This window comes from Nocardioides sp. Root190, assembly GCF_001428565.1.
In the GTDB taxonomy this organism is placed as follows: domain Bacteria; phylum Actinomycetota; class Actinomycetes; order Propionibacteriales; family Nocardioidaceae; genus Nocardioides.
Map to the genome: position 1 here is coordinate 148,183 of NZ_LMIA01000001.1, position 22,532 is coordinate 170,714.

Genomic DNA, 22,532 nt, shown 5'->3' on the forward strand with positions numbered 1-22,532 from the left:
TCGCGACTCATCGCAGACGAGGCTAACAAGGTGATGGTGGGCCCCACCCCACCCCGTCGCCTCAGGCCGGGTCGCCCTCGTCCCGCGCCGCCTTCGCCCGTGCCCGGGCGGCCTTGGCGATCGTGTCCTCGACGACCGAGTTCATCCGCGAGCCGTTCGGCCAGCCGTCGTAGTGGCAGGCGAGGATGACGAGCTCGCGCAGCGCCTCCTCGTCGAGCTCCTCGTTGGCGAGTGCCGCCGGGATCTGGATGCCGAGGACGTCGTTGGCGCGCTGGCCGACGAGCATGCCGATGAGGAACAGGCGCCGGTCCCGCGTGCTCAGGCCCGGGCGCTGCCAGATGTCGCCGAACAGGTGCTCGGCGGTGTAGCGGAAGAAGTCGCCGTCGCCGTCGGTCATGTCGAAGCCGTAGACCTCCTCCATCTTCTCCAGGCCGCGGCGTCGGGCCTCGGGGAGGTCGTCGAACTTGCCCATCAGTTCTCCTTGTCGTCCGGCAGCCCGAGACCGGGGCCGAGTCGTTCGATCGCGAGCTCCGCGAGGGGTACGTCGACACCCAGGTCGTGTGCCAGCTGGATGGCGAAGCCGAGGTCCTTGACCCCGAGCGAGGTGACGTTGCTGAACACGCCGTGCCAGAAGTCGGCCGGGTCGAGGGTCGCAGTCGTCTCCCGGTGCATGATCGCGCCCGGTCCCCCGGTGATCGCGTCGGTGTGGCGTACGACGTCCCCGAGGTCCTTCAGGCTCAACCCGGCCGCCTCGGCGAGACGCTGGGCCTCGGTCGCGGCGGTGAAGGCGATGAAGTGCATCATGTTGCGGGCCAGCTTGAACTTCGTCCCGGCGCCGATCGGCCCCGCGTGGACGACCTTGCTGCCCAGGGCGCGCAGGACCGGCTCGGCTGCCGTGAAGGCGGCGGCGTCGCCGCCCACCATCAGCGCGAGACTCCCGTCGACGGCACCCATCGCGCCGCCGGAGACCGGCGCGTCGAGGACCTTCACTCCGTGCCTGGTGGCGGTGGACTCGAGCTCGGCCGGTGTCGACGGCGCGACGGTCGAGTGGATGACCACGGTGAGGCGGTCGCCCGCGACACCGAGCACCTCCCCCAGCACGTCACGCACCTGGCCGTCGTCACGCACCATCACGCAGAGCACGTCACACTTCGCCGCCATCGCGGCCACGCTCCCGGCGATCCGGGCACCGGCCCGCTCCGCCTCGGCCAGCGGATCCGGCGCGACGTCGTACACCCAGACCTCGAGGTCCGCGGCCTCCTGCTGCTGCGCGAGGCGCAGCGCCATCGGCTTGCCGATGTTGCCGAGCCCGATGAATCCGACGATCGTCGTCATGCCGCTGACCTCCAGGCCCTCAGAGCCGGAACGTCTGGCCGCCGTCGACCGCGAGCACCTGACCGGTCACCCACGACGCACTGTCGGACAGCAGGTAGAGCAGCGCACCGACCATGTCGTCGACCGAACCCATCCGCTTGATGGCGAGCGAGTTGCGCACGATGTCCTTGGCCGCGTCGCCCGCCTGGGTGCGGGTGGCCTCGGTGTCGGTCGGGCCGGGCGCGATCGCGTTGACCCGGATCCCCTGCCCGCCGAGCTCGTGGGCGAGCTGCTGGGTGAGGCTGTTGGTCGCCGCCTTGGCGAGACCGTAGAAGCCGGAGTAGAGGTACGCCGCCGTGCTCGACTGGTTGACGATCGCTCCCCCGCCGCGCTTGGCGATCTCGGGGTAGACCGCGCGGGTCATCACGAGCGCACCGTCGAGGTTCACCGACATGAACTTTTTGTAGTAGTCCCAGTCGACCGAGATCAACAGGTTGAACTCCATTGCACCGTAGATCGCGGCGTTGTTGACCAGGTGGTCGATCCCGCCGAACTCCGCGACGGTGTGCGTCACGAGTGCCTGCGCGGACTCCGCGGAGGAGACGTCGCAGCTGACGAAGATCGCCTTGCCGCCGTCCTCGTTGATGCTGGCGGCGACCTTGGCGCCCGCCTCCTCGTTGAGGTCGGCGACGACGACGGAGGCGCCGTGCGTGGCGAGTGCGCGGGCGTAGGCCTCGCCGATGCCCTGGGCGGCGCCGGTGACGACGACGACCTTGTTCTCAAAGCTCATTCTCTGCTCCTGTGTGTGCTGCAGGGATCCCCTCTGCAGCGGGGAAACCTGCACTTACTGGCCGTTGCAACCGTCAGGAAGTGCAGGGATCCCCTCTGAAGCGGGGATCCCTGCACCCCTCATGCCGGCTCAGCGATGGTTTTCATCTCCAAGTACTCCTCGAACCCCGCGACACCCATCTCGCGCCCGATCCCGGACTGCTTGTAGCCACCGAACGGCGCGTCGGGGCTGAACCAGACGCCTCCGTTGACGGCAAGGGTGCCGGTGCGGATCCGGGCGGCGACGCCCTTGGCGCGCTCGAGCGAGCCGGAGTCGACGGAGCCGGACAAGCCGTACGCCGAGTCGTTGGCGATCCGGACGGCGTCGTCGTCACCGTCGTGCGGGATCACGACGAGGACGGGTCCGAAGATCTCCTCCTGCGCGAGGCGGGAGGAGTTGTCGAGGCCGGCCACCACGGTGGGCTGGATCCAGTTGCCGGGCTTGTCGATGACAGCGCCGCCGGTGGCGAAGGTCCCGCCCTCCTCGAGCGCCACCGCGAAGTACGCCGCCACCCGCTCGCGCTGCAACGGCGAGATCACCGGACCGCAGATCGCGCCGGGGTCGGCAGGATCCTTGGCACCGATCGACTCCATCGTCTGCGCAGCGACGGCGACGGCCTCGTCGTACTTCTCCCGCGGGACGATCAGGCGGGTCGTGATGGCACAGCCCTGGCCAGCGTGGATGCAGGCGGCGAAGGCGGTTCCGCCGGCCACCGCGGCCACGTCGGCGTCGTCGAGGGCGATCGCGGCGGACTTGCCGCCGAGCTCGAGGAAGACCTTCTTCAGCGTCGGCGCTGCCGCCGCCATGATCGCCTTGCCCACCGAGGTGGAGCCGGTGAAGGACACCATGTCGATGCGCGGGTCGGTGGACAGGACCGAGGCGACCTCGTTGGAGCGCGGCGTGACGACGTTGAAGACGCCGGCCGGGATGTCGGTGTGCTCGGCGACCAGGCGGCCCAGCTCGGCCGCCACCCACGGGGTGTCCGGCGCGGGCTTGAGGACGACCGTGCAGCCGGCGGCGAGCGCCGGACCGACCTTCGCGAGGTTGATCTGCGTCGGGACGTTCCACGGGGTGATCGCCGCGACGACGCCGACGGCTTCGCGGCGGACGGTACGCCGTGAGCGGATCCCCATCGGCGCAGCAACTCCGAGGTCGGACTCGAACTCGTAGCCCTCGGCGAGGTCGGTGACCCACTTCAGGCCGTCGACGGGGACGTCGAAGCCGGCCGCACCCATCATGAAGCCGGGCATGCCGACCTCCACCGTCGTCAGCTCGCGGAACGCGTCGGCGTTCTCCAGCAGCGCCGTGTGCAGCTGGCGCAGGCAGTGCACCCGGAACGCGTGGTCGGTGGACCACGCCGTGTCGTCGAAGGCCCGGCGTGCGGCGGTGATCGCGGCGTCGACGTCGGCGGCGGTGCCGTCGGGCGCCTGGCCGATCTCCTCGCCGTTGGCCGGGTTGAGGATCGGGTACGACGACCCGTCGCTCGCCGCGACGAGCTTGCCGTCGATCAGCTGCTGCGCCGCGGGGGGCAGGGCGGTCACGGGGCCACCTCGGGGGCGGGCGCCTGCGTGACGTACTGGCCGGCCTCGACCGGCGGCGGCCACACCGGCGAAGGGATGTCGTCGAGGTGGTAGTGCCCGGGCACCTCGTGGCCGAAGACCGACATCCGCTTGAGCAGGGTCTCGGAGGCCTTGTCGGCCTTGAGGATCTCCATGAACGTGTGGGTGGTCGACGGCATGTCGAACCAGTCGCGCTGCCAGGCGATCTTGATCTGACCGGCGTCCGCACCGGACGTCTGCCGCTCGACGCCGAACCACGAGCCGCCGATGCCGAGGATCTCGTACTCGCCGCGGGACGGGTCGGTGTCGTCCTTGAGGATCCCGGAGCGCTGCTTCCAGAAGCCCAGCACCATCGACTTCTTCTCGTCGATCATCGTGCAGACGTAGTCGTAGTGCCAGCCGTCGAAGCCGTCCATCTCGATGCCGATCGCCCAGTCCCGGATCTGGTCGCGACCGACGGCCATGAAGTGCTCGTCGTGGCTGTACATCCAGCCGTAGTTCGCGTCCTCGGCGTAATGGTCCGCCATCACGCGCCAGTCACCGGTGCGCTCCGCCTGGCGGTTGATGTCGAGCCAGGACTCCCAGAACTCCTCGATCTCGGCCCTGGTGAGTGCGGTGGTCGGGTCGGTCATTTCTCAGTCCTCTTCGATGGAAAGGGCGAAAGCGGGGCAGTACTTCACGGCGGTGGTGATGTCGGCGCGGCGGGACTCGTCGGGGCGCTCCTCGAGCAGGGTGACCACGTCGGCGTCCTCGTCGAAGCCGAAGACGTCGGGCGCCTCGCCCTGGCACAGCTGGTGGCCCTGGCAGATGCCGGTGTCGGCGACGACGCGGAAGCCTCCGGAGCTCATCGCGACCGCCTCCGGTAGCGGACCTTCGCGGGCTGCGCGAGCTGGATCACCATCTTGGAGACGTCGTCGCGGTAGGAGTCGAGGTCCTGGACGGGCTCGAACGAGAAGTCGCGCAGGATCACCGAGAAGATCGCCTTCATCTGCATCATCGCGAACGCGTTGCCGACGCAGCGGTGCTTGCCGGCGCCGAACGGGATCCACGTCCAGCGGTTCTGCAGGTCCTCCTGGCGCGGGTCGACGTAGCGGCCCGGGTCGAACTCCTCGGCCTTCGGGAAGTCGTCCTCGATCCGGTTCGACACCCGCGGCGAGGCCGCCACGACGGTACCGGCGGGGATCGTGTGGCCGAGCAGCTCGAAGTCCTCCTGGACCTGGCGCATCAGGATCACCAGCGGCGGGTGCAGTCGCAGGGTCTCCTTCAGCGCGGCCTCGAGCACCGGGATGGAGCGCAGCGCCTGGAAGGACACCTCCGAGCCGTCGGCGTAGAGCGCGTCCAGCTCGGCGACCACGTCGGTCATGACCGACGGGTTGCGCAGCAGCTCGATCATCGCCCAGGAGGCGGTGCCCGAGGAGGTGTGGTGCCCGGCGAACATCATCGAGATGAAGATGCCGGTGATGTAGTCGGCGTCCATGCCCACCGCGATGAGGACGTCGAGCAGGTCGCGCTCCTCCTTGGCGACCTCACCCCGCGCGATGCGGGCGTCGAGGATGGCCTGGACCTTCGCGACCAGCTGCTCGCGGGCCTCGTCGCGGACGCGGAAGTTCTCGATGTCGGCGTACGGGTCGACGTACGCGATCGCGTCGGTGCCGTGCTCGAGACGGTGGTAGATCTCGGCGAACGAGCTGTCGAGCTGGTCACGGAACGGCTTGCCGATCAGGCACGAGGACGTCGTGTAGATCGTGAGCTCGGCGAAGAAGTCGAGCAGGTCGATCTCGCCCTCGTCGCCCCAGCCCGCCACCATCCGACGGATCTCCGCCTCGATGGTCTGCGCGTGCCCCCGCATCATGTCACCGCGCAGGGCCTGGTTCTTCAGCATCTGCTGGCGTTCCTCGGGCGAGGCGTCGAAGACGACGCCCTTGCCGAAGATCGGGGTCATGAAGGGGTACGCCGCCGCTTGGTCGAGCACGCTCTCGGGCGCCCGGAAGAACGCCTCGTTGGCCTCGGCGCCGGTGACGAGCACGACGTCCTTGTCGGCGAGCCGGAAGCGGCCGATGTCGCCGCACTCCTCGCGCACGCGGTGGAACAGCGCGATCGGGTCCACGCGCATCTCGGGGAGGTGGCCGGTGCCCTGGATGATCTCCGGGACGGAGGGGTCGCGGTCGTCCAGGACGGTCGAGACCTCGGGTATCGCAGCGAGTGTCATTTCTTCTCCACGGGTGCTTCGGGATTCACGTCGACCGGACTGATGTGCACGCCTCGCGGCGCGCTGACGACCGTGACGATCGCGTCGGCGATCGCGGTGGCCTTGAGGAAGTGGGAATGCCGGGCGTGACCCCACTTGATCCACTCGGTGAGGACCTTCGCCCCGGCCTCGGCGTCCCAGTCGGAGCCCATCTCCGACCAGGTCGGCCCGGGCCGTACGACGGACGCGCGCACCCCGGAGCCCTCGAGCTCCATCTGCAACGCCTCGACGAGTCCCTCGAGGCCCGACTTGGTGGCGCTGTAGCCGCGCATGAAGGGGCGGGCACGCACGGCGGTGTCGGAGGAGACGAACACGAGGTCGCCGCGCTGCCGCTCCACCATCCCCGCACCGAAGGCCCGGATCAGGCGGTGGGCGCCGAGGACGTTGACGTCGAACTCGGCGGCGAGCTGCTCGGTGGTGGCGTCGATGACTCCTCCCGGCGCCAGCAGTCCCGCGTTGCAGACGACGACCTCCGCCTCACCGAGCTCGGTCGCGACCGCGGCGGCGAACTTGTCGACCGACTCCGTCGACGCGACGTCGAGCGGATGCACGAATGCCTCGCCCCCGGCCTCGCGGATCTCCGTGGCCAGGTCCTCGAGCTTGTCGACCCGACGCGCACCGAGCGCGACCGGGAACCCCGCCGCAGCAAGGGACTTCGCCGTCTCGGCACCGATCCCGGAGGACGCACCGGCGATGACCGCGGGGCGGCGGTCAGGATGGACGGGCTTCCTCGAGGCGGCCATCAGGCGCTCCGCTCGCGGAAGGTGACCGGCAGCGACGCGAATCCGCGCACGCTCGTCGAGTGCACTCGCACCGCTCGTTCGGCATGGACCTCGAAGTGCTCGACGTGGCGGACCAGGCCGTTGAGCACGACCTTGGCCTCGAGCCGGGCGAGGTTGGCCCCGAGGCAGAAGTGGCGTCCGGTGCCGAAGCTCAGGATCTGCGAGAGCTCCGAGCGGTCGCGGTGGATGTCGAACACGGTGGGGTGGGTGAAGACGCGCTCGTCGCGGTTGGCGGAGCCGAGCAGCACCAGCGCCTTCGCGCCGCCGGGGATGGTGACGCCGCCGATGCTGGTCTCCTCCACGACGTACCTCGCCAGCATCTGGCTCGACGTGTCGTGGCGCAGGGTCTCCTCGATCCACGGCACCACCAGGGCGTCCGGGTCCTGCGGGGCGCCGAGCACGGCATCACGCTGCGCGGGGTTGGCCGACAGGTGGAAGAGCGCGTTGCCGAGCAGCTTGGTGGTGGTCTCGTTGCCGGCCACGACCATCAGGAAGAGGAACGCCATGATCTCGCCGTCGCGCAGCTTCTCGCCGTCGAGCTCGGCCGCGATCAGCGCGGAGGTCAGGTCGTCGGTGGTGTTCGCCCGACGCTGCTTGACCATCTCCGCGTAGTAGGTCATCAGCTCGACGGAGGCCTCCATGCCGGCCTGCGGCACGTCACGGACGCCGTCCTCGCGGTGGACGACCAGGTCGGCGAGACGGCGTACCTCGTCACGGTCGGGCACCGGGACGCCCATCATCTCGGAGATGACGTCCATCGGGAGCTTGCCGGCGAAGTCCTTGATCCAGTCGGCCTCCCCCTGCTCGGCGTTGATGGCCAGGGCGGAGGCGAGGTAGCGCTCGGTCAGGGACTCGACCTCGGGCGTCAGCTCGCGCACCCGTCGCGGGGTGAAGGCCGCGGACACGAGCTTGCGGACCCTCGACTGCTCGGCGCCGTCGAGGCCGAGGAAGGACATCACCCGGTGGGCGTCAGGGCTCCACGCGGTGGCGTCGAGCGAGACCCCCATCCGGTTGGAGAAGACCTCGTCGTCGCGCAGCGCCTCGAAGACGTCGGCGTGCCGCGAGATCACCCAGATGTCGTCGCCGGTGGCGTGGTGGACGGGTGCCTCGTCGCGCAGGCGCTGGTACGTCGGGTAGGGGTCCTCGTGGAAGTGGTAGTCGTACGGGTCGAACACCAGCGGTGCCCCGGTCGTCGTGGCGGTCATGTCAGTTGCCCCGCAGGATGACGGCCGCGGCGGAGACGAGCCGCTCGGCGATCTGGTCGTAGGTCATCAGGCCCATGCCGGCCTGGAGGAGCGCGCCGGAGAAGGTGAGCACCAGGACCTCGAGCACGGCCGGGTCGGCCGGTCGGTCGGGCGTGGTGAGCGCCGCCTCGAACCGGGCGAGGAACTCGCTGCCGATCTTGAGCCGCAGGCGCGCGACGTCGGGGTCGGTGCCGAGCAGGGCGGGGGTGACCGCCGCTGCGAGCTCGGGCTCCTCGACGATGCGGGTGGTCAGCGCGCGCATCGTCGCCTGGAGCCGCTCGAGCGGAGAGCTCCCCGCAGCGAGCGGGCGCTCGGGCTGACTGGTGGCGAGGTGACGCCAGAAGAGCTCGGCGAACAGGTGGTTCTTGGAGGCGAGGTAGGTGTAGGCCGTCGCGGGCGACACCCCTGCCCGCTGGGCGACCGTGCGCACCGTGAGGGTCTCGTGGCCCACGGCCCTCAGCTCCTCCAGACCTCCGACGAGGAGCTTCTCCACCGTCTCGGCCTGGCGCGGGTTCAGACCCTGGCGGGGCGTTTCAAACACCTGACTGGACATGTGTCCAACATAGGAGACGTTTTCGTCGGGCGCAAGCATTTCCCTAGAACACGTTCTACTCTCGGGGCATGCGCAATGGCATCGTGCTCTTCACCTCCGACCGCGGCATCACGCCGGCCCGTCTCGCGAAGGCGGCCGAGGACCGCGGGTTCGACACGTTCTACGTGCCCGAGCACACCCACATCCCGGTGCGCCGCGACGCCCTCCACCCGACGGGCGGTGAGGAACTCCCGGACGACCGCTACCTCCGCACCCTCGACCCGTGGGTCTCGCTCGCGACCTGCGCAGCGGTCACCGAGCGGATCGGCCTGTCCACCGCAGTGTGCCTGCCGGTCGAGTCCGACCCGATCACGCTCGCCAAGACGCTCGCCACCCTCGACCACCTCTCCGGCGGCCGGGTCACGATCGGCGCCGGCTTCGGCTGGAACACCGACGAGCTCACCGACCACCACGTCCCCGCGGGCAAGCGCCGCACCGTGCTCAAGGAGTACCTCGAGGCGATGCGGGCGCTGTGGACCCAGGAGGAGGCGTCGTACGACGGCGAGTTCGTCTCGTTCGGGCCGAGCTGGGCCTACCCCAAGCCCCCGCAGGGCCGGATCCCCGTCATCATCGGCGCGGGCGCCGGGCCCAAGACCTTCGAGTGGATCGCCGCCAACGCCGACGGCTGGATGACCACGCCGACCACCAGCGACGTCGCCGCCAACGCCGACAAGCTGCGCAAGGCCTGGGCCGACGCGGGCCGCGAGGGCCAGCCGGACATCCGGATCCTGGTCGCGAAGCGCCCCACCGAGGAGGACTTCGCTGATTGGATGGCCGCCGGCGCGACCGAGCTGATCTGGGGCGTCCCGGACAGTGACGAGGACAAGGTCATCGCCTACCTCGACAAGATGGCGGGCCGGCTGGGTCTGGCCGGGTGAGCGAGGTGAGCCGGTACGCCGACCTCTCCCGTGACGAGCTGGCGACCCTCGTCCCCGAGCTCCTCCTGATCGGTCAGCTCATCGACCGCTCCGGCATGGCGTGGTGCATCTCCGCCTTCGGACGCGAGGAGATGCTGCAGATCGCGATCGAGGAGTGGGCTGCAGCGAGCCCGATCTACACCCGCCGGATGCAGGTGGCCCTCGGCTACCAGCCTGCCGTCGTCGGCAAGGGCGACGTGGTCACCATCTTCAAGGGCCTCCAGCTCGACATCGGCGCACCGCCGCAGTTCATGGACTTCCGCTACACGGTGCACGACCCCTGGCACGGCGAGTTCCGGCTCGACCACTGCGGCGCACTGATGGACGTGGAACCGATGGGCGAGGACTACGTCCGCGGGATGTGCCACGACATCGAGGACCCGACCTTCGACGCGACCGCGCTCGCGACCAACCCGCACGCGCAGGTTCGCCCGATCCACCGTCCGCCGCGGGTGCCCGTGGACCGCAACCCGCACTGCGCGTGGACCGTGATCATCGACGAGTCCTACCCGGAGCCGGAGCCGTACCCGGCCCTCGCCGTCAACCAGCGCTCACGGGCCGCGACCCTCGAGCTCGCACCGATCGACGTGACCGACGAGGGGCTCGCGGACTACTCCGGCCCCCTGCTGGCCGACGTCGACTTCGGTGCGTTCTCGAAGTCCGCACTCGTCCGCATCGCCGACGAGGTCTGCCTCCAGATGCACCTGCTCGACCGGGCCTTCGCGCTCGCCGTCGCCGAGCGGACCGAGACCGACGGCGAGCTCGAGCGCATCCGCCGCAAGCAGCTCGTCGGTGTCGCCGGGATCGCCGCCGAACGCCTCAGCCGCGCGCTCGGCCTGGACCGCGACAGCGACCCGGTGGCTGCCGCCACGCGCCTGCTCGCTGTCCACCCCTTGCTCAACCCCGCGGCGTACGTCGCCGCCGACGTCCGCGCCGGAACCGTCACCGTCCGACAGTCCGTCGCCCACGACGACGCCGCCTGGATCTCGCTGTGCGGCCCGGCCTGGACCGAGGCCCTGCAGGCCGCCGTCCGCGGGCTCGACCCGCGCCTCGACGTGGAGGTGATCGGCACGGACCTCGAGTGGGAGGCCACCGTCGTCCTGCGCTCCGACCCCGCCCCCGAGGCATCCGAGGTCGCCGTCACCAAGTTCAGCACCGGCGCGACCTTCACCTTCCAGCCGCGGATGTCGCTGCCGATCACGCCGATCTGAGCCCCACCCGTCGCCGCCGTTGGTCGAGGAGGTCGCGCAGCGACCGGCGCCGCCGTCGGTCGAGGAGGTCGCGCAGCGACCGGCGGCCCGTTGGTCGAGGAGGTCGCGCAGCGACCGTCTCGAGACCCGGTGAGCCGGTGCACCCGCGGTCCCTGCACCGTGCCCGGAGGTCTCGAGACGGCCGCGGGCGGCCTCCTCGACCAACGGCGGCGCGGGCGGCCTCCTCGACCAACGGCGCCGCGGGCGGCCTCCTCGACCAACGGCGGCGTGGGTTCGAGCGACGACCCTCAGGCGACCTCGTCCAACCGCCCACTCGCGACGTCGAACACGAACCCACGGATGCTGTCCTTGACCGGGATGAACGGCGAGGCCTTGATCCGGTTGATCGACTGGCGCACGTCGGCCGCGGCATCGGGGAACGCCTCGCTCTCCCACGCCGGTTTGATGCCGGTGTCCTTCTCGATGTCGGCCTTGAAGGCGTCGTCGGTGAAGGTCACCATGCCGCAGTCGGTGTGGTGGATCAGGATGATCTCCTTGGTCCCGAGCAGCCGCTGGCTGATCGTGAGCGACCGGATCTCGTCCTCGGTCACGACCCCACCCGCGTTGCGGATGACGTGCGCCTCGCCCTCCTGGAGGCCGAGCACGCCGTAGACGTTGATCCGCGCGTCCATGCAGGCGACGACGGCGACCTGCTTCGCGGGCGGGAGGGGCAGGGGCCCGGAGAAGCTGGCGGCGTACGTCTCGTTGTTGCGCAGCAGCTCGTCGGTGACGGACATGGCGGAGCCTTTCGTCGGAGGGAACGACTAAAGACTACTTATTCGATCGACTCACTTATAGAGGTACGACGGCAGGAATCCGCGCGCAGCGTGCAAGGCCCTCAGATCTGGCCGGTGGCGTCGAAGATCCAGGAGGTGTCGGCGCTCCCGAGCCCTTCCAGCCATCCCGGCGGCGCACTGTTCACGACGCCGCCGAAGTCCCAGTAGTCCTTCCACAGCGACACCCGCCCGCCCTCCACGCGGTGCACCGTCACGAACGGCAGCTCGACCACCTCGCCGGTGGCAAAGGTCCACGTCTCGGAGTGCTCGTACATGACGAGGTCGCCCTCCGAGACGAGGCGACCCTCGTGGTTCTCGTACGCCGCCAGGTCGCGCAGGCCGACCTGCAGGCGCTTGACGATGTCCACCGGCCCGCGGGCGGCGAGCGTGGGGCCGACCGGCATGTCGACGTAGATGCAGTCGTCGGTGACCCAGTCGGCGATGCCGTCCCAGTCGCGGGCCGACAACGTCTGCCAGAGGCCTCGGACGGCGTCAGCGGGGGTGCGGGTGATGTCCATGGCCGGATGGTAGAACGTGTTCCACTCACCTGTCGCGGGTCACGCCGACTGCTGGTCCTCCAGATCGCCCTCGCGCGCCGCGTCCGCCTCGGCCCACGTGCGCGGAGCTCCGACGAAGGCACCGCGGTAACCCGCTGCCGGGTGGCGCTCGGGGAGCCTGGCGGCGCCGAAGAGCTTGCCGCGCAGGGTCGGCTCGTCGCCGTACTCGCTCTGGGCCAGGCCGCGCTCGCGGAGCACCGGCAGCACCCGGTCGGCGAACTCCTGGAAGGACCCGGGGATCACCCAGTTGATCACGTTGATGCCGTCGACGCCCGCGTCGTGCCACCGCTCGATCTCGTCGGCGATCTGCTCCGGCGTGCCGACCACGACGGTGTTCTTCAACCGCTCGACGGTGAAGTCGCCGACCAGGGGCTCGCGGTCGGTGATGTGCGCGGTGATCTGCTGGAGGAAGCCGCGCGCCGTGTTGGTCCGCACGTCCTTGATCCGGGTCTCCGGCGGGTAGACGCGACCGTCGGGATCGACGATCGCCGCGTGCGCGGTGTAGCCGTCCGAGGAGGCGTAGCGCTGGTACTCCTCGAAGGTCGCCCGCGCCTCCTCCTCGGTGTCGCCGATCACGAAGGACAGGCCCTGGTGGAAGGTGATGTCCTCGGGACGGCGGCCGTGCTGCTGCGCGAGCGCCCGCGTCTCCTCGATCTGCTGGCGGGCGATCTCGGGCGTCGGCGCGACAATGAAGACCGCCTCCGCATTGCGTGCCGCGAACGCGCGCCCCGGTCCCGAGGAGCCGGCCTGGAAGAGCAGCGGCGTGCGCTGCGGCGACGGGGACGGGAGGAACGGGCCCTCGACGCGGTAGCGGTCCCCGGAGTGGAAGATCTTGTGGATCTTCGACGGGTCGGCGTGCACGCTGCCGTCCTTGTCCCGCAGGAGCGCGCCCTCGTCCCACGAGCCCTCCCACAGCTTGTAGACCACCTCGACGTACTCGTCGGCCCAGCGGTAGCGCTCGCCATGGTCCGCGAGCGCCTCGTACCCGAAGTTGCGGTAGCCGTTGTCCTGTGTCCCGGTCACGATGTTCCAGGCGATGCGGCCCTTGCTGATGTGGTCGAGGGTCGCGATCTGCCGGGCGAAGTTGGTCGGGTGCTGCTGGAACACGTTCGAGGTCACCGCGAGCCCGATGTGGCGCGTGTGCGAGGCCAGCGCGCCCACCAGGACCGACGGGTCGTTGCTGGGGATCTGCAGACCCTCGCGCACATAGACGGAGTAGTCGGCCTCGGCATCGCCGTACAGGCCCGAGACGTCGGCGAAGAAGATCGAGTCGAACTTCGCATCCTCGAGGAGCCTGGCCAGGTCGATCCACGTCTCGACGTCGTTGAAGTCGTGTTGGTGCGCGTCAGGACGACGCCACTGTCCGTGGTGGATGTGGCTGGTCGTGTTCATCACGAAGGCGTTGAAGATCAGACGCTTGCGGTCGGTGGCCATCGGTCACTCCTGGAGGCAGGGGGCGAGAAGGTGGCGCACTCGACGTACGGTCCTGCGTCCACGCCTAACAAGATAAAGTCAGTCGAGTTACTTGGGAAGAAGCCCGCGCCTGACGACCCATCGACATTGCCGATCACGGTGTCCGGAGCCGAACGGCCGCGCGGAGAAAAAGTGCAAGGTCGGGTTCGCTGGGCGCTCGTACCCATATGTCCCTACGATCACGCCATGACTGCCTCGGACGCGTTCCCCGACGACGCGGCCCTGGTGGCCGGCGTCCTCGCCGGGAACCGTCAGGCCTTCGCGGGCGTGTACGAGAAGTACGCCGACCGGCTCTACGACTTCGGCTTCTCGATGCTCCGCAACCGCGAGGAGGCCTCCGACTGCGTCGCGGACTCGTTCGTGGTGATGGCGGAGAAGCTCGGACAGCTGCGCGATCCCGCGGCACTGCGACCGTGGTTGTACTCCGTCGTGCGCAACGAGTGCCTGCGCACCCTGCGCGGGCGGGCGCGGGTGGCCCACGACGACGAATGGCTGGAAGCCATGCCTGACCAGGGCAACGGACCCGAGCAGCAGGTCGAGCAGGACGCCGTGGCCGAGGAGCTGCGCGAGCTGGTCTGGGCCGCGATCGACGGGCTCAACGACCGGGACCGCTCGCTGCTCGACCTCCACCTCCGCCAGGGGCTTGAGGGAGCCGACCTGGCCGCCGCGATGGACGTCACCACGGCGAACTCCTACGTGATGCTCAGCCGCGCACGCGACCAGGTCGAGCGCGCCCTCGGCGCCCTCCTCATCGCCCGCAGGGGCAGCGACGAGTGCGACGATCTGGGTGTCCTGCTCCAGGACTGGGACGGCTCGTTCTCGCCGCTGATCCGCAAGCGCGTGGCCCGGCACATCGACGGGTGCGACATCTGCGAGCGCCGCCGCAAGCTGATGGTCAGCCCGCTGGCCCTGCTCGGCGCCGTCCCGGCCTTCGCCGCACCGGCCGCCCTCAAGGGCCGGGTGCTCGACGACGAGCGCCTCGTCTCCTACTACGTCGACTCCCCCGTCACCCCGGCCGCGCCGGCTCCGGCGCCCGCCGGCGACGACGTACGACGCCGCCGTGGCCTCCTCGTCGCCGTCGCCGCCGTCCTCCTGCTCATCGCCGGCATCGGCGCCGCGGCCCTGTGGCCCGACGGCGAGGACGACCTCCAGGCCGTCGACGCCCCGACCTCCGCCGTACCCACCTCGGCGGCGACGCCGAGCATCCCGGAGCCGAGCGCCACCGAGTCCGCGTCCGCGCCGGCCGAACCCACCGACTCCGCGACGACCGCCACCACGGACGTGACGATCGCCGCGCCGGGCGAGCTGCAGGTCTCCACCCGCACCCTCGACATCGGCGCCAGCCGCTCCTCGGGGTCGGTCCAGCTGAGCAACGTCGGCGGCAGTCCCCTCGACGTCACGGCGAGGTCCCGGGCCGGTTGGCTGTCGGTGTCCCGCAAGGCGGTCACCCTCGACGCCGGCGCGTCCTCCGGACTGAGGATCAGCGCCAACCGCAGCGCGCTTGCCGAGGGCCGCCACAGCGGTCAGGTCGCGGTGAGCTCGTCGGGCGGCACCGTTGTGATCACCGTCCGGCTGAACGTCAACCGGGCACCGTCGGTGGGCACCATCACTGCCGGTGCGAGCAGCTGCAGCGTGCCCGTGTCGGCCGCCATCACCGACGGCACCGGCGTGCGGTCCGTCCGGGTCACCTGGTCCGGGGCCGTGAGCGGCCAGGGCTCGGCGTCACTGTCCGGTGGTCGCTGGCGGCTGACCATCCCGGTCGCCGTCGGCGGCAACGTGAAGGTCACCTTCACGGCCACCGACTCCGGCGGCCTGCGCACCACCCGTTCGCGGACCTTCGCCTTCGATCCCTGCCCCGGCTGAGGCCCGCGAGCGAAAACCTGCAAGATCGCCCGCCCCGGCTGCTCCTACCTGTGACACCACCCCGCAGGAGGACACGATGGGCATCACGGCAAAGCTGGCGAACGCAACCGCGGCGCTCGGCGTACTGATCGGCCTGGCCTTCGGTACGGCGGGCATCGTCGGGCTCCAGCAGGACACCCCGCCGGTGGCTCCGGTCACCGCCCCCGCCGTACCCCTCCAGCTCGAGCCGGCACCGCCGGTGCCAGCCGCGCCGACCCCCGTCGAGCGCGTGGCCGCCCCCACCCGGATCGAGGTCCCCGCCATCGGGGTCGACGAGCGGCTCACCGGTCGCGGGCTCAAGGCCGACGGATCGCTCGACACCCCCGACTACGGCAAGGCCGCGTGGTACTCCCCCGGCCCGCGCCCCGGCGAGCCCGGCGGTGCCGTCGTCGTCGCCCACGTCCACGGCCCCGACGGCCCCGACGTCTTCTGGGACCTCGCCCGGCTCGAGGTCGGCGACACCATCCGCGTGCACCGCACCGACGACGTGGCGACCTTCGTGGTCGATGCCGTCGAGGACGTCCCCAAGGAAGCCCTGCCCTACGACCGGATCTGGCCCGCGACCTCCGAGCCGCTGCTGCGCCTCATCACCTGCGGCGGCAAGCGCCTCCCGCAGGGCGGCTACCCCGACAACACGGTCGTCTACGCACACCTGGTCGCCCTGCCGGGCGTTTCCGTGCGCTGACGGCCGGCGTCGGCGGCGCGATCGGCTCGTCTCCCGGCCGCACTGCTCTGGTGCGGCGCGGAGCTCAGGCGCGCTGTCACACGCTGTTCCCGGCTCCGCGCCCGCTGCAACACGCTGTCCGCCGTACCACCCAGCGCTTCCCGTATCTCCCACGCCGCTGCAACGACCCTTTTTCGGCGTCAACCGTCGGGCAGTCAGGTGGACAGCGTGTTGCAGCGCTGCCGAGGACCCCACCGCCGCCCCCGAAAAAGATTCCACGAACTTTCCGAGAAAACTGCAAGGTACGCCGTGCGGGCTGCTCCTACCCACAACGAAGCAAACGGGTCACCACCGGCCCACCAACCAAGGAGCAGACATGAACGCCACCAGCACCCGCACCAGCACCGCCCTCCGCCTGATCGTCGCCGGCCCGCTCGCGGCCAGCGCGATCGTCCTCGCCGGCTTCGGTGTGGCCCAGGCCGACAGCCCGGTCCACGACCCCAACCCGGGCCTGATCATCGCCACCCCCGAGCCGACCGAGCCGAAGCCCCAGGGCCCCGGCGAGATCGCCCAGCCGGAGCCGAAGCCTGACCCGAAGCCGCAGGGTCCCGGCGACATCGCCAACCCGAAGGACGACCAGGACCCCAAGCCCCAGGGTCCCGACGACATCGCCAACCCGAAGGGTGACGACCCGAAGCCGCACGGCCCCGACGACATCACCAACCCCGAGGGCGACGACGACCCGCAGGGCCCGGACGACAAGGCCGGCCCGAACCCGGGCGACACCCCCGAGGACGCACCCGAGGACGTTCCGGCCGACGAGGTCCCGGCCGACGCGCCCGCCGACGAGGTCCCGTCCGACGAGGTCCGCGGCGAGGTCGCCGGCGACGTCGAGGTCCCGAACCGGATCGACGCTGGTACGGCGTCCGACGCGGCTGACGACGAGCAGGGCATGAGCCTGCTCTGGGTGCTGGCTGGCGGCGGCGTGGTCACTGCTGCGGGCTCCGTGCTCGCTCGTCGCCGGATGACGAAGGCGCAGGGCTGATCAGCCCGCGCTCCTCGTCCGAGGAGACGTGAGCTGCGAGTGGGGCGCAGCATCACAGGGCGACGGCCGACCGGGACTCCCGGTCGGCCGTCGTCAGTTTCGTGTCGGCCAGGTCGGGCTCTCAGGGCGCGACTTCCTGGCCGATGCTTGCGCTCAGCGCCGCTCGAAGCTCATCCCCGCCCGCTGCAGCCGGGCGAGAAGCGCGTCGCCCATGGCGGTCGCGGTCGTGACCTGGCCCGAGACGTTGGGGTTCTCGTCCCGCGCCAGGCAGAGTGCCGACTCCGCCAGCATCTTCGCGGTCTCGGAGTAGCCCGGGTCGCCGCCGGACACCCGCGTGTGGACCTTGGTGCCGGCGGACTCGGCGACGAAGTCGACGGTGAACCAGGACTTCTCGCGGCGGCTCTCCGAAGGGCCCTCGCCCTGCGGCACCCGCTTCAGCAGCGCGTTGCGCACCGGCGGCACCTGCGAGGCCAGGGTCAGTCCGGTGACGCCGACGGCGCCGCCCGCGGCGTACCTCAGCGTCTTCATCCCGGCGTAGTGGGAGTAGGTGAACGCCGGGCCGTACGACGGCAGCGCGGCTCCGCTGCGGGCGACCACGAACGGGTCGATCGTCGGGAGCGGCAGCAGCCAGTAGCCCAGGTCGCCGTCGCGGCCGGGCCTGCCGACCGAGGCCCGGGACCGGCGGCCCTCGGGACGGGGCTCCAGCTTGCGCCGTGCACCGGCGGCCTCCTTCATCTGGCGGGCCCGGGAGAACGCGGTGAGCGCGGAGTGGAAGGTGCCGCCCGAGAAGCCGGCCTTCGATCGCACGACGCCGCGCATCGTGACCGGCGCGGTGATCTCGCCCCCGAGCTCGTTGGCCAGCTCGCGGATGGTGAAGTAGGCGCCGAGGTCGTGCGGGATGGAGTCGAAGCCGCAGGAGTGCACGATCCGCGCACCGGAACCCTCGGCAGTCGCGTTGTGCTCGACGTAGGACCGGTCGACGAACTCGGGCTCCCCGGTCAGGTCGACGTAGTCCGTGCCGGCCGCAGCGCACGCGGCGACCAGCGGGCCGCCGTACTCGATGTAGGGACCGACGGTGGTCGCCACCACCTCGGTCGTGGCGACCACCTCCGCCAACGCGGTGGCGTCACCGGCGTCGGCGACCAGGAGCGGCAGGTCGGAGAGGGCCGGGTTGATGTCGGCCAGACGTCGGCGGACGGTCTCGAGCTTCTGCTCGTTGCGCCCCGCGATCGCCCACTTCAGGTCCTTCTCCCCGGCAGCTGCGAGGTAGTCGGCGGTCAGGCCACCGGTGAAGCCGGTGGCACCGAACAGGACGATGTCGTACGGACGCGGAGTGTCAACCATGGGTGCCACTCTTGCAAAGGTGGCGAACCGATGGAACCTCACGGCCGTGTGACCCCGTCATAGGTTCAGCACACGACACCTGACGACGGAGCACCAGTGGAACCACAGCACGAGTCGGCCTACGCCGACTACGTCGAGCAGAGCTGGCCGACGCTGGTGCGCGCCGCCGTCTTCCTGGGCGCCCGGCCGCACGAGGCCGAGGACCTGGCGCAGACGACGCTGGTGCGCTGCTACACCGGCTGGGAGCGGGTGAACAACGCCGAGAACCGCGATGCCTACGTCTACCGGATGCTCCTCAACTGCCTGCGCGACGTGCGACGCACGCGGTGGTGGAAGGACCGGCAGTACGACGACCCGGCGATCCTCGAGCGGCGCGCACCGGTCGCGGGCGACGCCAGTGAGCGGGTCGCCGTCGCGGACGCCGTCCATCGCGCCCTCGGCTCCCTCACCAAGCCCAACCGCGACGTGGTCGTGCTGCGCTACTTCGTCCAGCTGACGGAGAAGCAGACCGCTGAAGCACTCGGGGTGCCTGCCGGGACGGTCAAGAGCCGCCTGTCCCGCGCGCTGGCCCACCTCGCCGCCGACGACCATCTCCTCGACCTCACCGGAGGTACCAAGTGACCGACCTCGAGAACCTCTGGGACGACTACCCCGTCGATCGCGCACCGGTGACGGCGATCCTCGCCGCCGCGGCGGGCGAGAAGCGACGCCGCCGTCGGCTGTTCCTCCGGCCCGTCCTCACCGCTGGCGCCGTCACTGGACTGGCGGGCGCCTTCGTCGCCGGCACGCTGGTCAACGGCGGCGGTCCCGGCACACCCGGAGCCGACGAGCTGCCCCGCCACGCCGCCTTCCAGGCCGACCTGGAGCCGGCGAAGTCGTGTGACGAGCTGCTGACGACGTACGTCGAGCGTGGCAAGGAGCTGGTCGGGCCGTACGGCTGGGGCGGCGGGCCGATCGAGTACGCCCACCTCGAGTCCGGCGACGTCATCCGTGACTCCTCGGAGTTGAGCGGAGCCGCCAGGAACTCACTGCGCGACCAGGCCTTCGACAGCGCCACCAAGTCGCTCCCCCGTACCGACCGTCAGGTCAACAGCGAGACCGGTACGAACGTGCAGGAAGCCGCCGTCGACGAGCCGGACACCGTCAAGACCGACGGCAAGCTCCTGATCACCGTGCGCGACGACGACCTGGTCACCTACGACGTCACCGGCTCCTCGACCGAGCAGCTGTCCTCGATCGCGCTGCCCGGCATCGAGGACGCCGAGATCCTGCTGTCCGGCGACACGGTGGTCGCGATCGGCGCCGACGACGAGGCGGCCGCCCGACCGAGCGACCTCCACGGCGACGGCTACGCCGACCCCGGCGGCACCCGCGTGCTCACGGTCTCTCTCGCCGACCCGGCCGAGCCCGAGGTGGCCGAGGACGTGACGTACGACGCCGGGCTGCTCTCCGCGCGCCAGCACGGCTCCACCGTCCGGCTGGTCCTGACGTCCGGCCTGCCCGACCTGGCCTTCGTCGAGCCGAAGGGCGGCGAGATCAGCCGCAGCGAGGCCGAGCGGCAGAACCGTACCCTCGTCGAGGAGTCGACGATCGAGGACTGGCTGCCGTCCACCACCGCCGGCGGGAAGTCGCGCCAGCTGCTCGACTGCACTGACGTCGCGATCCCCTCCGACGACCTGGCGATCGACACCACGAGCATCGTCGGATTCGACGCCGCCGAGCCCGGCAAGCTCGACGCGATCGGCCTGGCCGGGCACACCGGCATCGCCTACGAGTCCGCGGATCACCTGTTCCTCGCGACCGAGGCCGGTGGGGGCTTCGTCGGTGACTGCCGGGTGTGCAGCTCGCGCACGACGACCGGGGCCGGCGGTACCGGCGGCACGGCGCACCTCTTCGACTTCGCCCTCGACGGTCCGCAGGCGACCCATGTCGCCTCCGGCGAGGTCGAGGGCTCGGTCCGCGACCGGTGGTCGGTCGACGAGGCGGACGGCGTCATCCGGCTCGCCGTCGGTCCGAGCACGGAGACGGGCAACTTCAACTCGATCGTCACCCTCGAGCGCCGGGGCAAGCAGCTCGTCGAGAAGGGCCGCCTCGACCAGCTCGGGCCCAACGAGGAGATCAAGTCCGTGCGCTGGTTCGACGACCTCGCGATCCTGGTGACCTTCCGGCAGGTGGACCCGCTGTACGCGATCGACCTGACCGACACCGCGGCCCCGGAGCTCCTCGGCAAGCTCAAGATCCCCGGGTTCTCCTCCTACCTGCACCCGCTGGGCAGCTGGCGGATGATCGGCGTCGGGGAGGGTCCCGACGGCAAGGGCGGCTGGGGCGCGCAGATCGGGCTGTTCGACGTCCGCGACGTGACGAAGGTGAAGCGCCTGGACGTGCACAGCTACGGCAGGGACTTCGCCGCGCTGGCCGGCGCGGACCCGCGCGCGTTCACGTGGCTGCCGGACGAGCGGACCATCATCACGGTGCTGGAACGCTGGACGAATCGCCGCAGCGGCTACGTGTCGGTCATCAAGGTCGTCGACGGAGCGCTGCAGGAGCGGCTGGTGCAGGTGGAGTACGGCGACGACGTCGACCTGGTCCGGGCGGTCCCGATGCCCGACGGCCGGGTGGTGCTGGTGACCGGCGACAAGGCGCAGTTCTTCGAGCTGTGAACAGGAAGGGCCTCTGACCTGCGGCTTTGCGTGTTCAACGCTAGTCCGGGACGCGCCTGGGACACAAGGGACCCAACTCCACGTTTTTCCGGCAACGCGCGTTGTGATCGGTGTTTCTCGCGTTAGGACCTCGCCACGACCCGCAGGAAGCCCTCAAGGCCGATCGATCGACGGAGTGCCGCGCCGAACAATGTGCGCGGCACTCCGTGAGTCAGCCGAGTTCGGCGACTGAGGTCTGACCGGAGCTCAGCTGGTCGAAGAGGGCGTCGACTGCAGCCTGCGCCTTGGGAGCGGCCTCGGGCATGAGGTGCGCGTACACACGCAGCATGAAACCCGGATCGGAGTGGCCAAGGTAGTCGGCGAGAGCCCGCGGACTGGTGCCGTGCTCAAGCTGGAGACTCGCGTAGAAGTGACGTCCGCCGTGCATCATGAAGTCTCTCGTCCGAGGCAGCCCGGCCCGCTCCAATGCGGGCTTCCAGATCTGGCCGTTCATGTGGTTGCGGTTGATGGCGTTGCCGCGGCTGTTGGTCACAAGCAGCTCCGCCGTCTCGATCACCTCATCGGCGGAGATGCGCGGAAGCGTGACCGATCGCGCGGGGAACTGCTGCAGATACGACGAGAGTTCTTCCGCCACGCGTCTCGGGAGAGGGACGGCCCGGGTCTTCCCTCCCTTGGGCAAGGAGAACATGACCTTGCCCTTCAGAATGGCCACCTGACGTCGAACGATCACCTCTCCCCGGAGGAAGTCGATGTCCGAAACGGCGAGCCCGAAGATCTCGCCCTGCCGCATCCCGAGGCCCGTCGCACACACCAGCAGAGGGCGGTAGCGCTCAGGCAGCGCACTTCGCAGCGCCGAGATCTGTTCCGGGGTCCAAGGGACGATTCGTCGCTCAGCCGGCTGAGGCAGGCGGACCGCCGACGAACGACAGGGATTCTTGGTCAGGCGGTCGTCCTCGACTGCCGAGTCAAGAATCGACCGGAGCACCTTAGACACCTCCCGAACGGTCTTCGGGGCCAGGTTCTCAGACAGCCGGCGAATCCAGAACTGGATCACTGAGGGACGGAGACTGGCCAAACGATGGTCACCGAGATGAGGCACGATGTGCCGCCGGATGATCGACTCCCTCCCCTCCCGGGTGGTCGCCCCGAAGGTCTGGAGAGCGAGCCACTCGGACGCATACTCCCGAAGCTTGATCTGGCCGCGGCTCGGGTCGATGTAGTTCCCCCGAAGCATGTCGGCTTCGACAGTTGCCTGGTGAGCCCGAGCCAGAGCGAGGGTGGGGAACTGACGGGAGATCTGCCGTCCGGAGGGATCGCGCCACCGGACCCGGTAGGTCGTCGTGCCGCCAGAGAGACGCTTGTTGATGCTCGCCATG

Annotated in this window: 22 protein-coding genes; 7 read left to right on the plus strand and 15 right to left on the minus strand. The window is 70.2% G+C overall.

Annotation, left to right across the window (positions count from 1 at the left end):
• Window positions 1–61: 61 nt before the first annotated feature.
• From ASE01_RS00735 to ASE01_RS00780, 10 genes are all read right to left on the minus strand, one after another.
• The gene (locus ASE01_RS00735; RefSeq protein ID WP_056747804.1) at window positions 62–472 is read right to left on the minus strand and encodes a carboxymuconolactone decarboxylase family protein; all 411 of its coding nucleotides are present in this window, start codon (window positions 470–472) and stop codon (window positions 62–64) included.
• A complete protein-coding gene (locus tag ASE01_RS00740; protein WP_056747806.1) occupies window positions 472–1,335 on the minus strand; it encodes an NAD(P)-dependent oxidoreductase in 864 nt (287 codons plus the stop codon). The genes ASE01_RS00735 and ASE01_RS00740 overlap by 1 nt, the downstream gene beginning before the upstream one ends.
• 19 nt (window positions 1,336–1,354) lie before the next feature.
• Window positions 1,355–2,104 carry an SDR family oxidoreductase gene (locus tag ASE01_RS00745; RefSeq protein WP_056747807.1) on the minus strand — a complete coding sequence of 250 codons (750 nt, stop codon included), beginning with the start codon at window positions 2,102–2,104 and terminating at the stop codon, window positions 1,355–1,357.
• 119 nt (window positions 2,105–2,223) lie between these two features.
• Window positions 2,224–3,684, minus strand: coding sequence for an aldehyde dehydrogenase (locus tag ASE01_RS00750; protein ID WP_056747809.1), 1,461 nt, complete (start codon window positions 3,682–3,684; stop codon window positions 2,224–2,226).
• Window positions 3,681–4,334 (minus strand): hypothetical protein, encoded by a 654-nt coding sequence (locus ASE01_RS00755; RefSeq protein ID WP_056747811.1) that lies wholly within the window; start codon window positions 4,332–4,334, stop codon window positions 3,681–3,683. Before ASE01_RS00755 ends, ASE01_RS00750 begins: the two co-directional genes overlap by 4 nt.
• Before the next feature lie 3 nt (window positions 4,335–4,337).
• Window positions 4,338–4,550, minus strand: a complete 213-nt coding sequence (locus tag ASE01_RS00760; protein ID WP_056747812.1) for a ferredoxin — start codon at window positions 4,548–4,550, stop codon at window positions 4,338–4,340.
• The gene (locus ASE01_RS00765; protein ID WP_056747815.1) at window positions 4,547–5,911 is read right to left on the minus strand and encodes a cytochrome P450; all 1,365 of its coding nucleotides are present in this window, start codon (window positions 5,909–5,911) and stop codon (window positions 4,547–4,549) included. The genes ASE01_RS00760 and ASE01_RS00765 overlap by 4 nt, the downstream gene beginning before the upstream one ends.
• Window positions 5,908–6,693, minus strand: a complete 786-nt coding sequence (locus tag ASE01_RS00770) for an SDR family oxidoreductase (protein WP_056747818.1) — start codon at window positions 6,691–6,693, stop codon at window positions 5,908–5,910. The genes ASE01_RS00765 and ASE01_RS00770 overlap by 4 nt, the downstream gene beginning before the upstream one ends.
• A complete protein-coding gene (locus ASE01_RS00775) occupies window positions 6,693–7,937 on the minus strand; it encodes a cytochrome P450 (RefSeq protein ID WP_056747820.1) in 1,245 nt (414 codons plus the stop codon). Before ASE01_RS00775 ends, ASE01_RS00770 begins: the two co-directional genes overlap by 1 nt.
• 1 nt (window position 7,938) lies before the next feature.
• Window positions 7,939–8,529: a TetR/AcrR family transcriptional regulator gene (locus ASE01_RS00780; protein ID WP_056747822.1), complete on the minus strand. Its 591-nt coding sequence runs from the start codon at window positions 8,527–8,529 to the stop codon at window positions 7,939–7,941.
• Window positions 8,530–8,597: 68 nt separating this feature from the next.
• Between ASE01_RS00780 and ASE01_RS00785 the strand changes: the two genes are divergently transcribed.
• Together ASE01_RS00785 and ASE01_RS00790 are read left to right on the plus strand one after the other, a co-directional pair.
• Window positions 8,598–9,446, plus strand: a complete 849-nt coding sequence (locus ASE01_RS00785) for an LLM class F420-dependent oxidoreductase (protein ID WP_056747823.1) — start codon at window positions 8,598–8,600, stop codon at window positions 9,444–9,446.
• Window positions 9,443–10,696 (plus strand): hypothetical protein, encoded by a 1,254-nt coding sequence (locus ASE01_RS00790; RefSeq protein WP_056747826.1) that lies wholly within the window; start codon window positions 9,443–9,445, stop codon window positions 10,694–10,696. The genes ASE01_RS00785 and ASE01_RS00790 overlap by 4 nt, the downstream gene beginning before the upstream one ends.
• A gap of 287 nt (window positions 10,697–10,983) precedes the next feature.
• Here the strand turns inward: ASE01_RS00790 and ASE01_RS00795 are convergent, their stop codons facing one another.
• The 3 genes from ASE01_RS00795 to ASE01_RS00805 form a co-directional block, all read right to left on the minus strand.
• The gene (locus tag ASE01_RS00795; RefSeq protein WP_056747828.1) at window positions 10,984–11,472 is read right to left on the minus strand and encodes a beta-class carbonic anhydrase; all 489 of its coding nucleotides are present in this window, start codon (window positions 11,470–11,472) and stop codon (window positions 10,984–10,986) included.
• Window positions 11,473–11,573: 101 nt separating this feature from the next.
• On the minus strand, window positions 11,574–12,029 hold the full coding sequence (locus ASE01_RS00800) for a nuclear transport factor 2 family protein (protein WP_056747830.1): 456 nt from the start codon (window positions 12,027–12,029) through the stop codon (window positions 11,574–11,576).
• Between the two features lie 39 nt (window positions 12,030–12,068).
• Window positions 12,069–13,502: an NtaA/DmoA family FMN-dependent monooxygenase gene (locus tag ASE01_RS00805; protein ID WP_056747832.1), complete on the minus strand. Its 1,434-nt coding sequence runs from the start codon at window positions 13,500–13,502 to the stop codon at window positions 12,069–12,071.
• A gap of 225 nt (window positions 13,503–13,727) precedes the next feature.
• Between ASE01_RS00805 and ASE01_RS00810 the strand changes: the two genes are divergently transcribed.
• The 3 genes from ASE01_RS00810 to ASE01_RS00820 all read left to right on the plus strand — a co-directional run bounded on the left by ASE01_RS00810 (window position 13,728) and on the right by ASE01_RS00820 (window position 17,152).
• Window positions 13,728–15,404: a sigma-70 family RNA polymerase sigma factor gene (locus tag ASE01_RS00810; protein WP_056747834.1), complete on the plus strand. Its 1,677-nt coding sequence runs from the start codon at window positions 13,728–13,730 to the stop codon at window positions 15,402–15,404.
• 76 nt (window positions 15,405–15,480) lie between these two features.
• On the plus strand, window positions 15,481–16,128 hold the full coding sequence (locus ASE01_RS00815) for a sortase domain-bontaining protein (RefSeq protein ID WP_056747836.1): 648 nt from the start codon (window positions 15,481–15,483) through the stop codon (window positions 16,126–16,128).
• A gap of 355 nt (window positions 16,129–16,483) precedes the next feature.
• Window positions 16,484–17,152 carry a hypothetical protein gene (locus ASE01_RS00820; protein ID WP_056747838.1) on the plus strand — a complete coding sequence of 223 codons (669 nt, stop codon included), beginning with the start codon at window positions 16,484–16,486 and terminating at the stop codon, window positions 17,150–17,152.
• A gap of 153 nt (window positions 17,153–17,305) precedes the next feature.
• Here ASE01_RS00820 and ASE01_RS00825 read toward each other — a convergent pair whose 3' ends face one another.
• Window positions 17,306–18,496, minus strand: a complete 1,191-nt coding sequence (locus tag ASE01_RS00825) for a saccharopine dehydrogenase family protein (protein ID WP_056747840.1) — start codon at window positions 18,494–18,496, stop codon at window positions 17,306–17,308.
• Between the two features lie 96 nt (window positions 18,497–18,592).
• On the opposite strand from ASE01_RS00825, the gene ASE01_RS00830 reads away from it, so the two are divergent.
• Window positions 18,593–19,117: a sigma-70 family RNA polymerase sigma factor gene (locus tag ASE01_RS00830; protein ID WP_056747843.1), complete on the plus strand. Its 525-nt coding sequence runs from the start codon at window positions 18,593–18,595 to the stop codon at window positions 19,115–19,117.
• Window positions 19,114–21,156, plus strand: coding sequence for a beta-propeller domain-containing protein (locus ASE01_RS00835; RefSeq protein WP_056747845.1), 2,043 nt, complete (start codon window positions 19,114–19,116; stop codon window positions 21,154–21,156). The genes ASE01_RS00830 and ASE01_RS00835 overlap by 4 nt, the downstream gene beginning before the upstream one ends.
• A 211-nt stretch (window positions 21,157–21,367) precedes the next feature.
• On the opposite strand, the gene ASE01_RS00840 is transcribed toward ASE01_RS00835, so the two are convergent.
• Complete coding sequence (locus tag ASE01_RS00840; protein ID WP_056747848.1) at window positions 21,368–22,531, minus strand: tyrosine-type recombinase/integrase; 1,164 nt, start codon at window positions 22,529–22,531, stop codon at window positions 21,368–21,370.
• Window position 22,532 lies beyond the last annotated feature (1 nt).

What these genes read in the sequence shown, in the direction of transcription:
- ASE01_RS00755 (WP_056747811.1), bottom strand. Translation starts at nt 4,334, where the DNA reads ATGACCGACCCGACCACCGCACTCACCAGGGCCGAGATCGAGGAGTTC.
- ASE01_RS00775 (WP_056747820.1), bottom strand. Translation starts at nt 7,937, where the DNA reads ATGACCGCCACGACGACCGGGGCACCGCTGGTGTTCGACCCGTACGAC.
- ASE01_RS00760 (WP_056747812.1), bottom strand. Translation starts at nt 4,550, where the DNA reads ATGAGCTCCGGAGGCTTCCGCGTCGTCGCCGACACCGGCATCTGCCAG.
- ASE01_RS00800 (WP_056747830.1), bottom strand. Translation starts at nt 12,029, where the DNA reads ATGGACATCACCCGCACCCCCGCTGACGCCGTCCGAGGCCTCTGGCAG.
- ASE01_RS00735 (WP_056747804.1), bottom strand. Translation starts at nt 472, where the DNA reads ATGGGCAAGTTCGACGACCTCCCCGAGGCCCGACGCCGCGGCCTGGAG.
- ASE01_RS00805 (WP_056747832.1), bottom strand. Translation starts at nt 13,502, where the DNA reads ATGGCCACCGACCGCAAGCGTCTGATCTTCAACGCCTTCGTGATGAAC.
- ASE01_RS00795 (WP_056747828.1), bottom strand. Translation starts at nt 11,472, where the DNA reads ATGTCCGTCACCGACGAGCTGCTGCGCAACAACGAGACGTACGCCGCC.
- ASE01_RS00765 (WP_056747815.1), bottom strand. Translation starts at nt 5,911, where the DNA reads ATGACACTCGCTGCGATACCCGAGGTCTCGACCGTCCTGGACGACCGC.
- ASE01_RS00825 (WP_056747840.1), bottom strand. Translation starts at nt 18,496, where the DNA reads ATGGTTGACACTCCGCGTCCGTACGACATCGTCCTGTTCGGTGCCACC.
- ASE01_RS00840 (WP_056747848.1), bottom strand. Translation starts at nt 22,531, where the DNA reads ATGGCGAGCATCAACAAGCGTCTCTCTGGCGGCACGACGACCTACCGG.
- ASE01_RS00815 (WP_056747836.1), top strand. Translation starts at nt 15,481, where the DNA reads ATGGGCATCACGGCAAAGCTGGCGAACGCAACCGCGGCGCTCGGCGTA.
- ASE01_RS00745 (WP_056747807.1), bottom strand. Translation starts at nt 2,104, where the DNA reads ATGAGCTTTGAGAACAAGGTCGTCGTCGTCACCGGCGCCGCCCAGGGC.
- ASE01_RS00740 (WP_056747806.1), bottom strand. Translation starts at nt 1,335, where the DNA reads ATGACGACGATCGTCGGATTCATCGGGCTCGGCAACATCGGCAAGCCG.
- ASE01_RS00820 (WP_056747838.1), top strand. Translation starts at nt 16,484, where the DNA reads ATGAACGCCACCAGCACCCGCACCAGCACCGCCCTCCGCCTGATCGTC.
- ASE01_RS00810 (WP_056747834.1), top strand. Translation starts at nt 13,728, where the DNA reads ATGACTGCCTCGGACGCGTTCCCCGACGACGCGGCCCTGGTGGCCGGC.
- ASE01_RS00785 (WP_056747823.1), top strand. Translation starts at nt 8,598, where the DNA reads ATGCGCAATGGCATCGTGCTCTTCACCTCCGACCGCGGCATCACGCCG.
- ASE01_RS00770 (WP_056747818.1), bottom strand. Translation starts at nt 6,693, where the DNA reads ATGGCCGCCTCGAGGAAGCCCGTCCATCCTGACCGCCGCCCCGCGGTC.
- ASE01_RS00780 (WP_056747822.1), bottom strand. Translation starts at nt 8,529, where the DNA reads ATGTCCAGTCAGGTGTTTGAAACGCCCCGCCAGGGTCTGAACCCGCGC.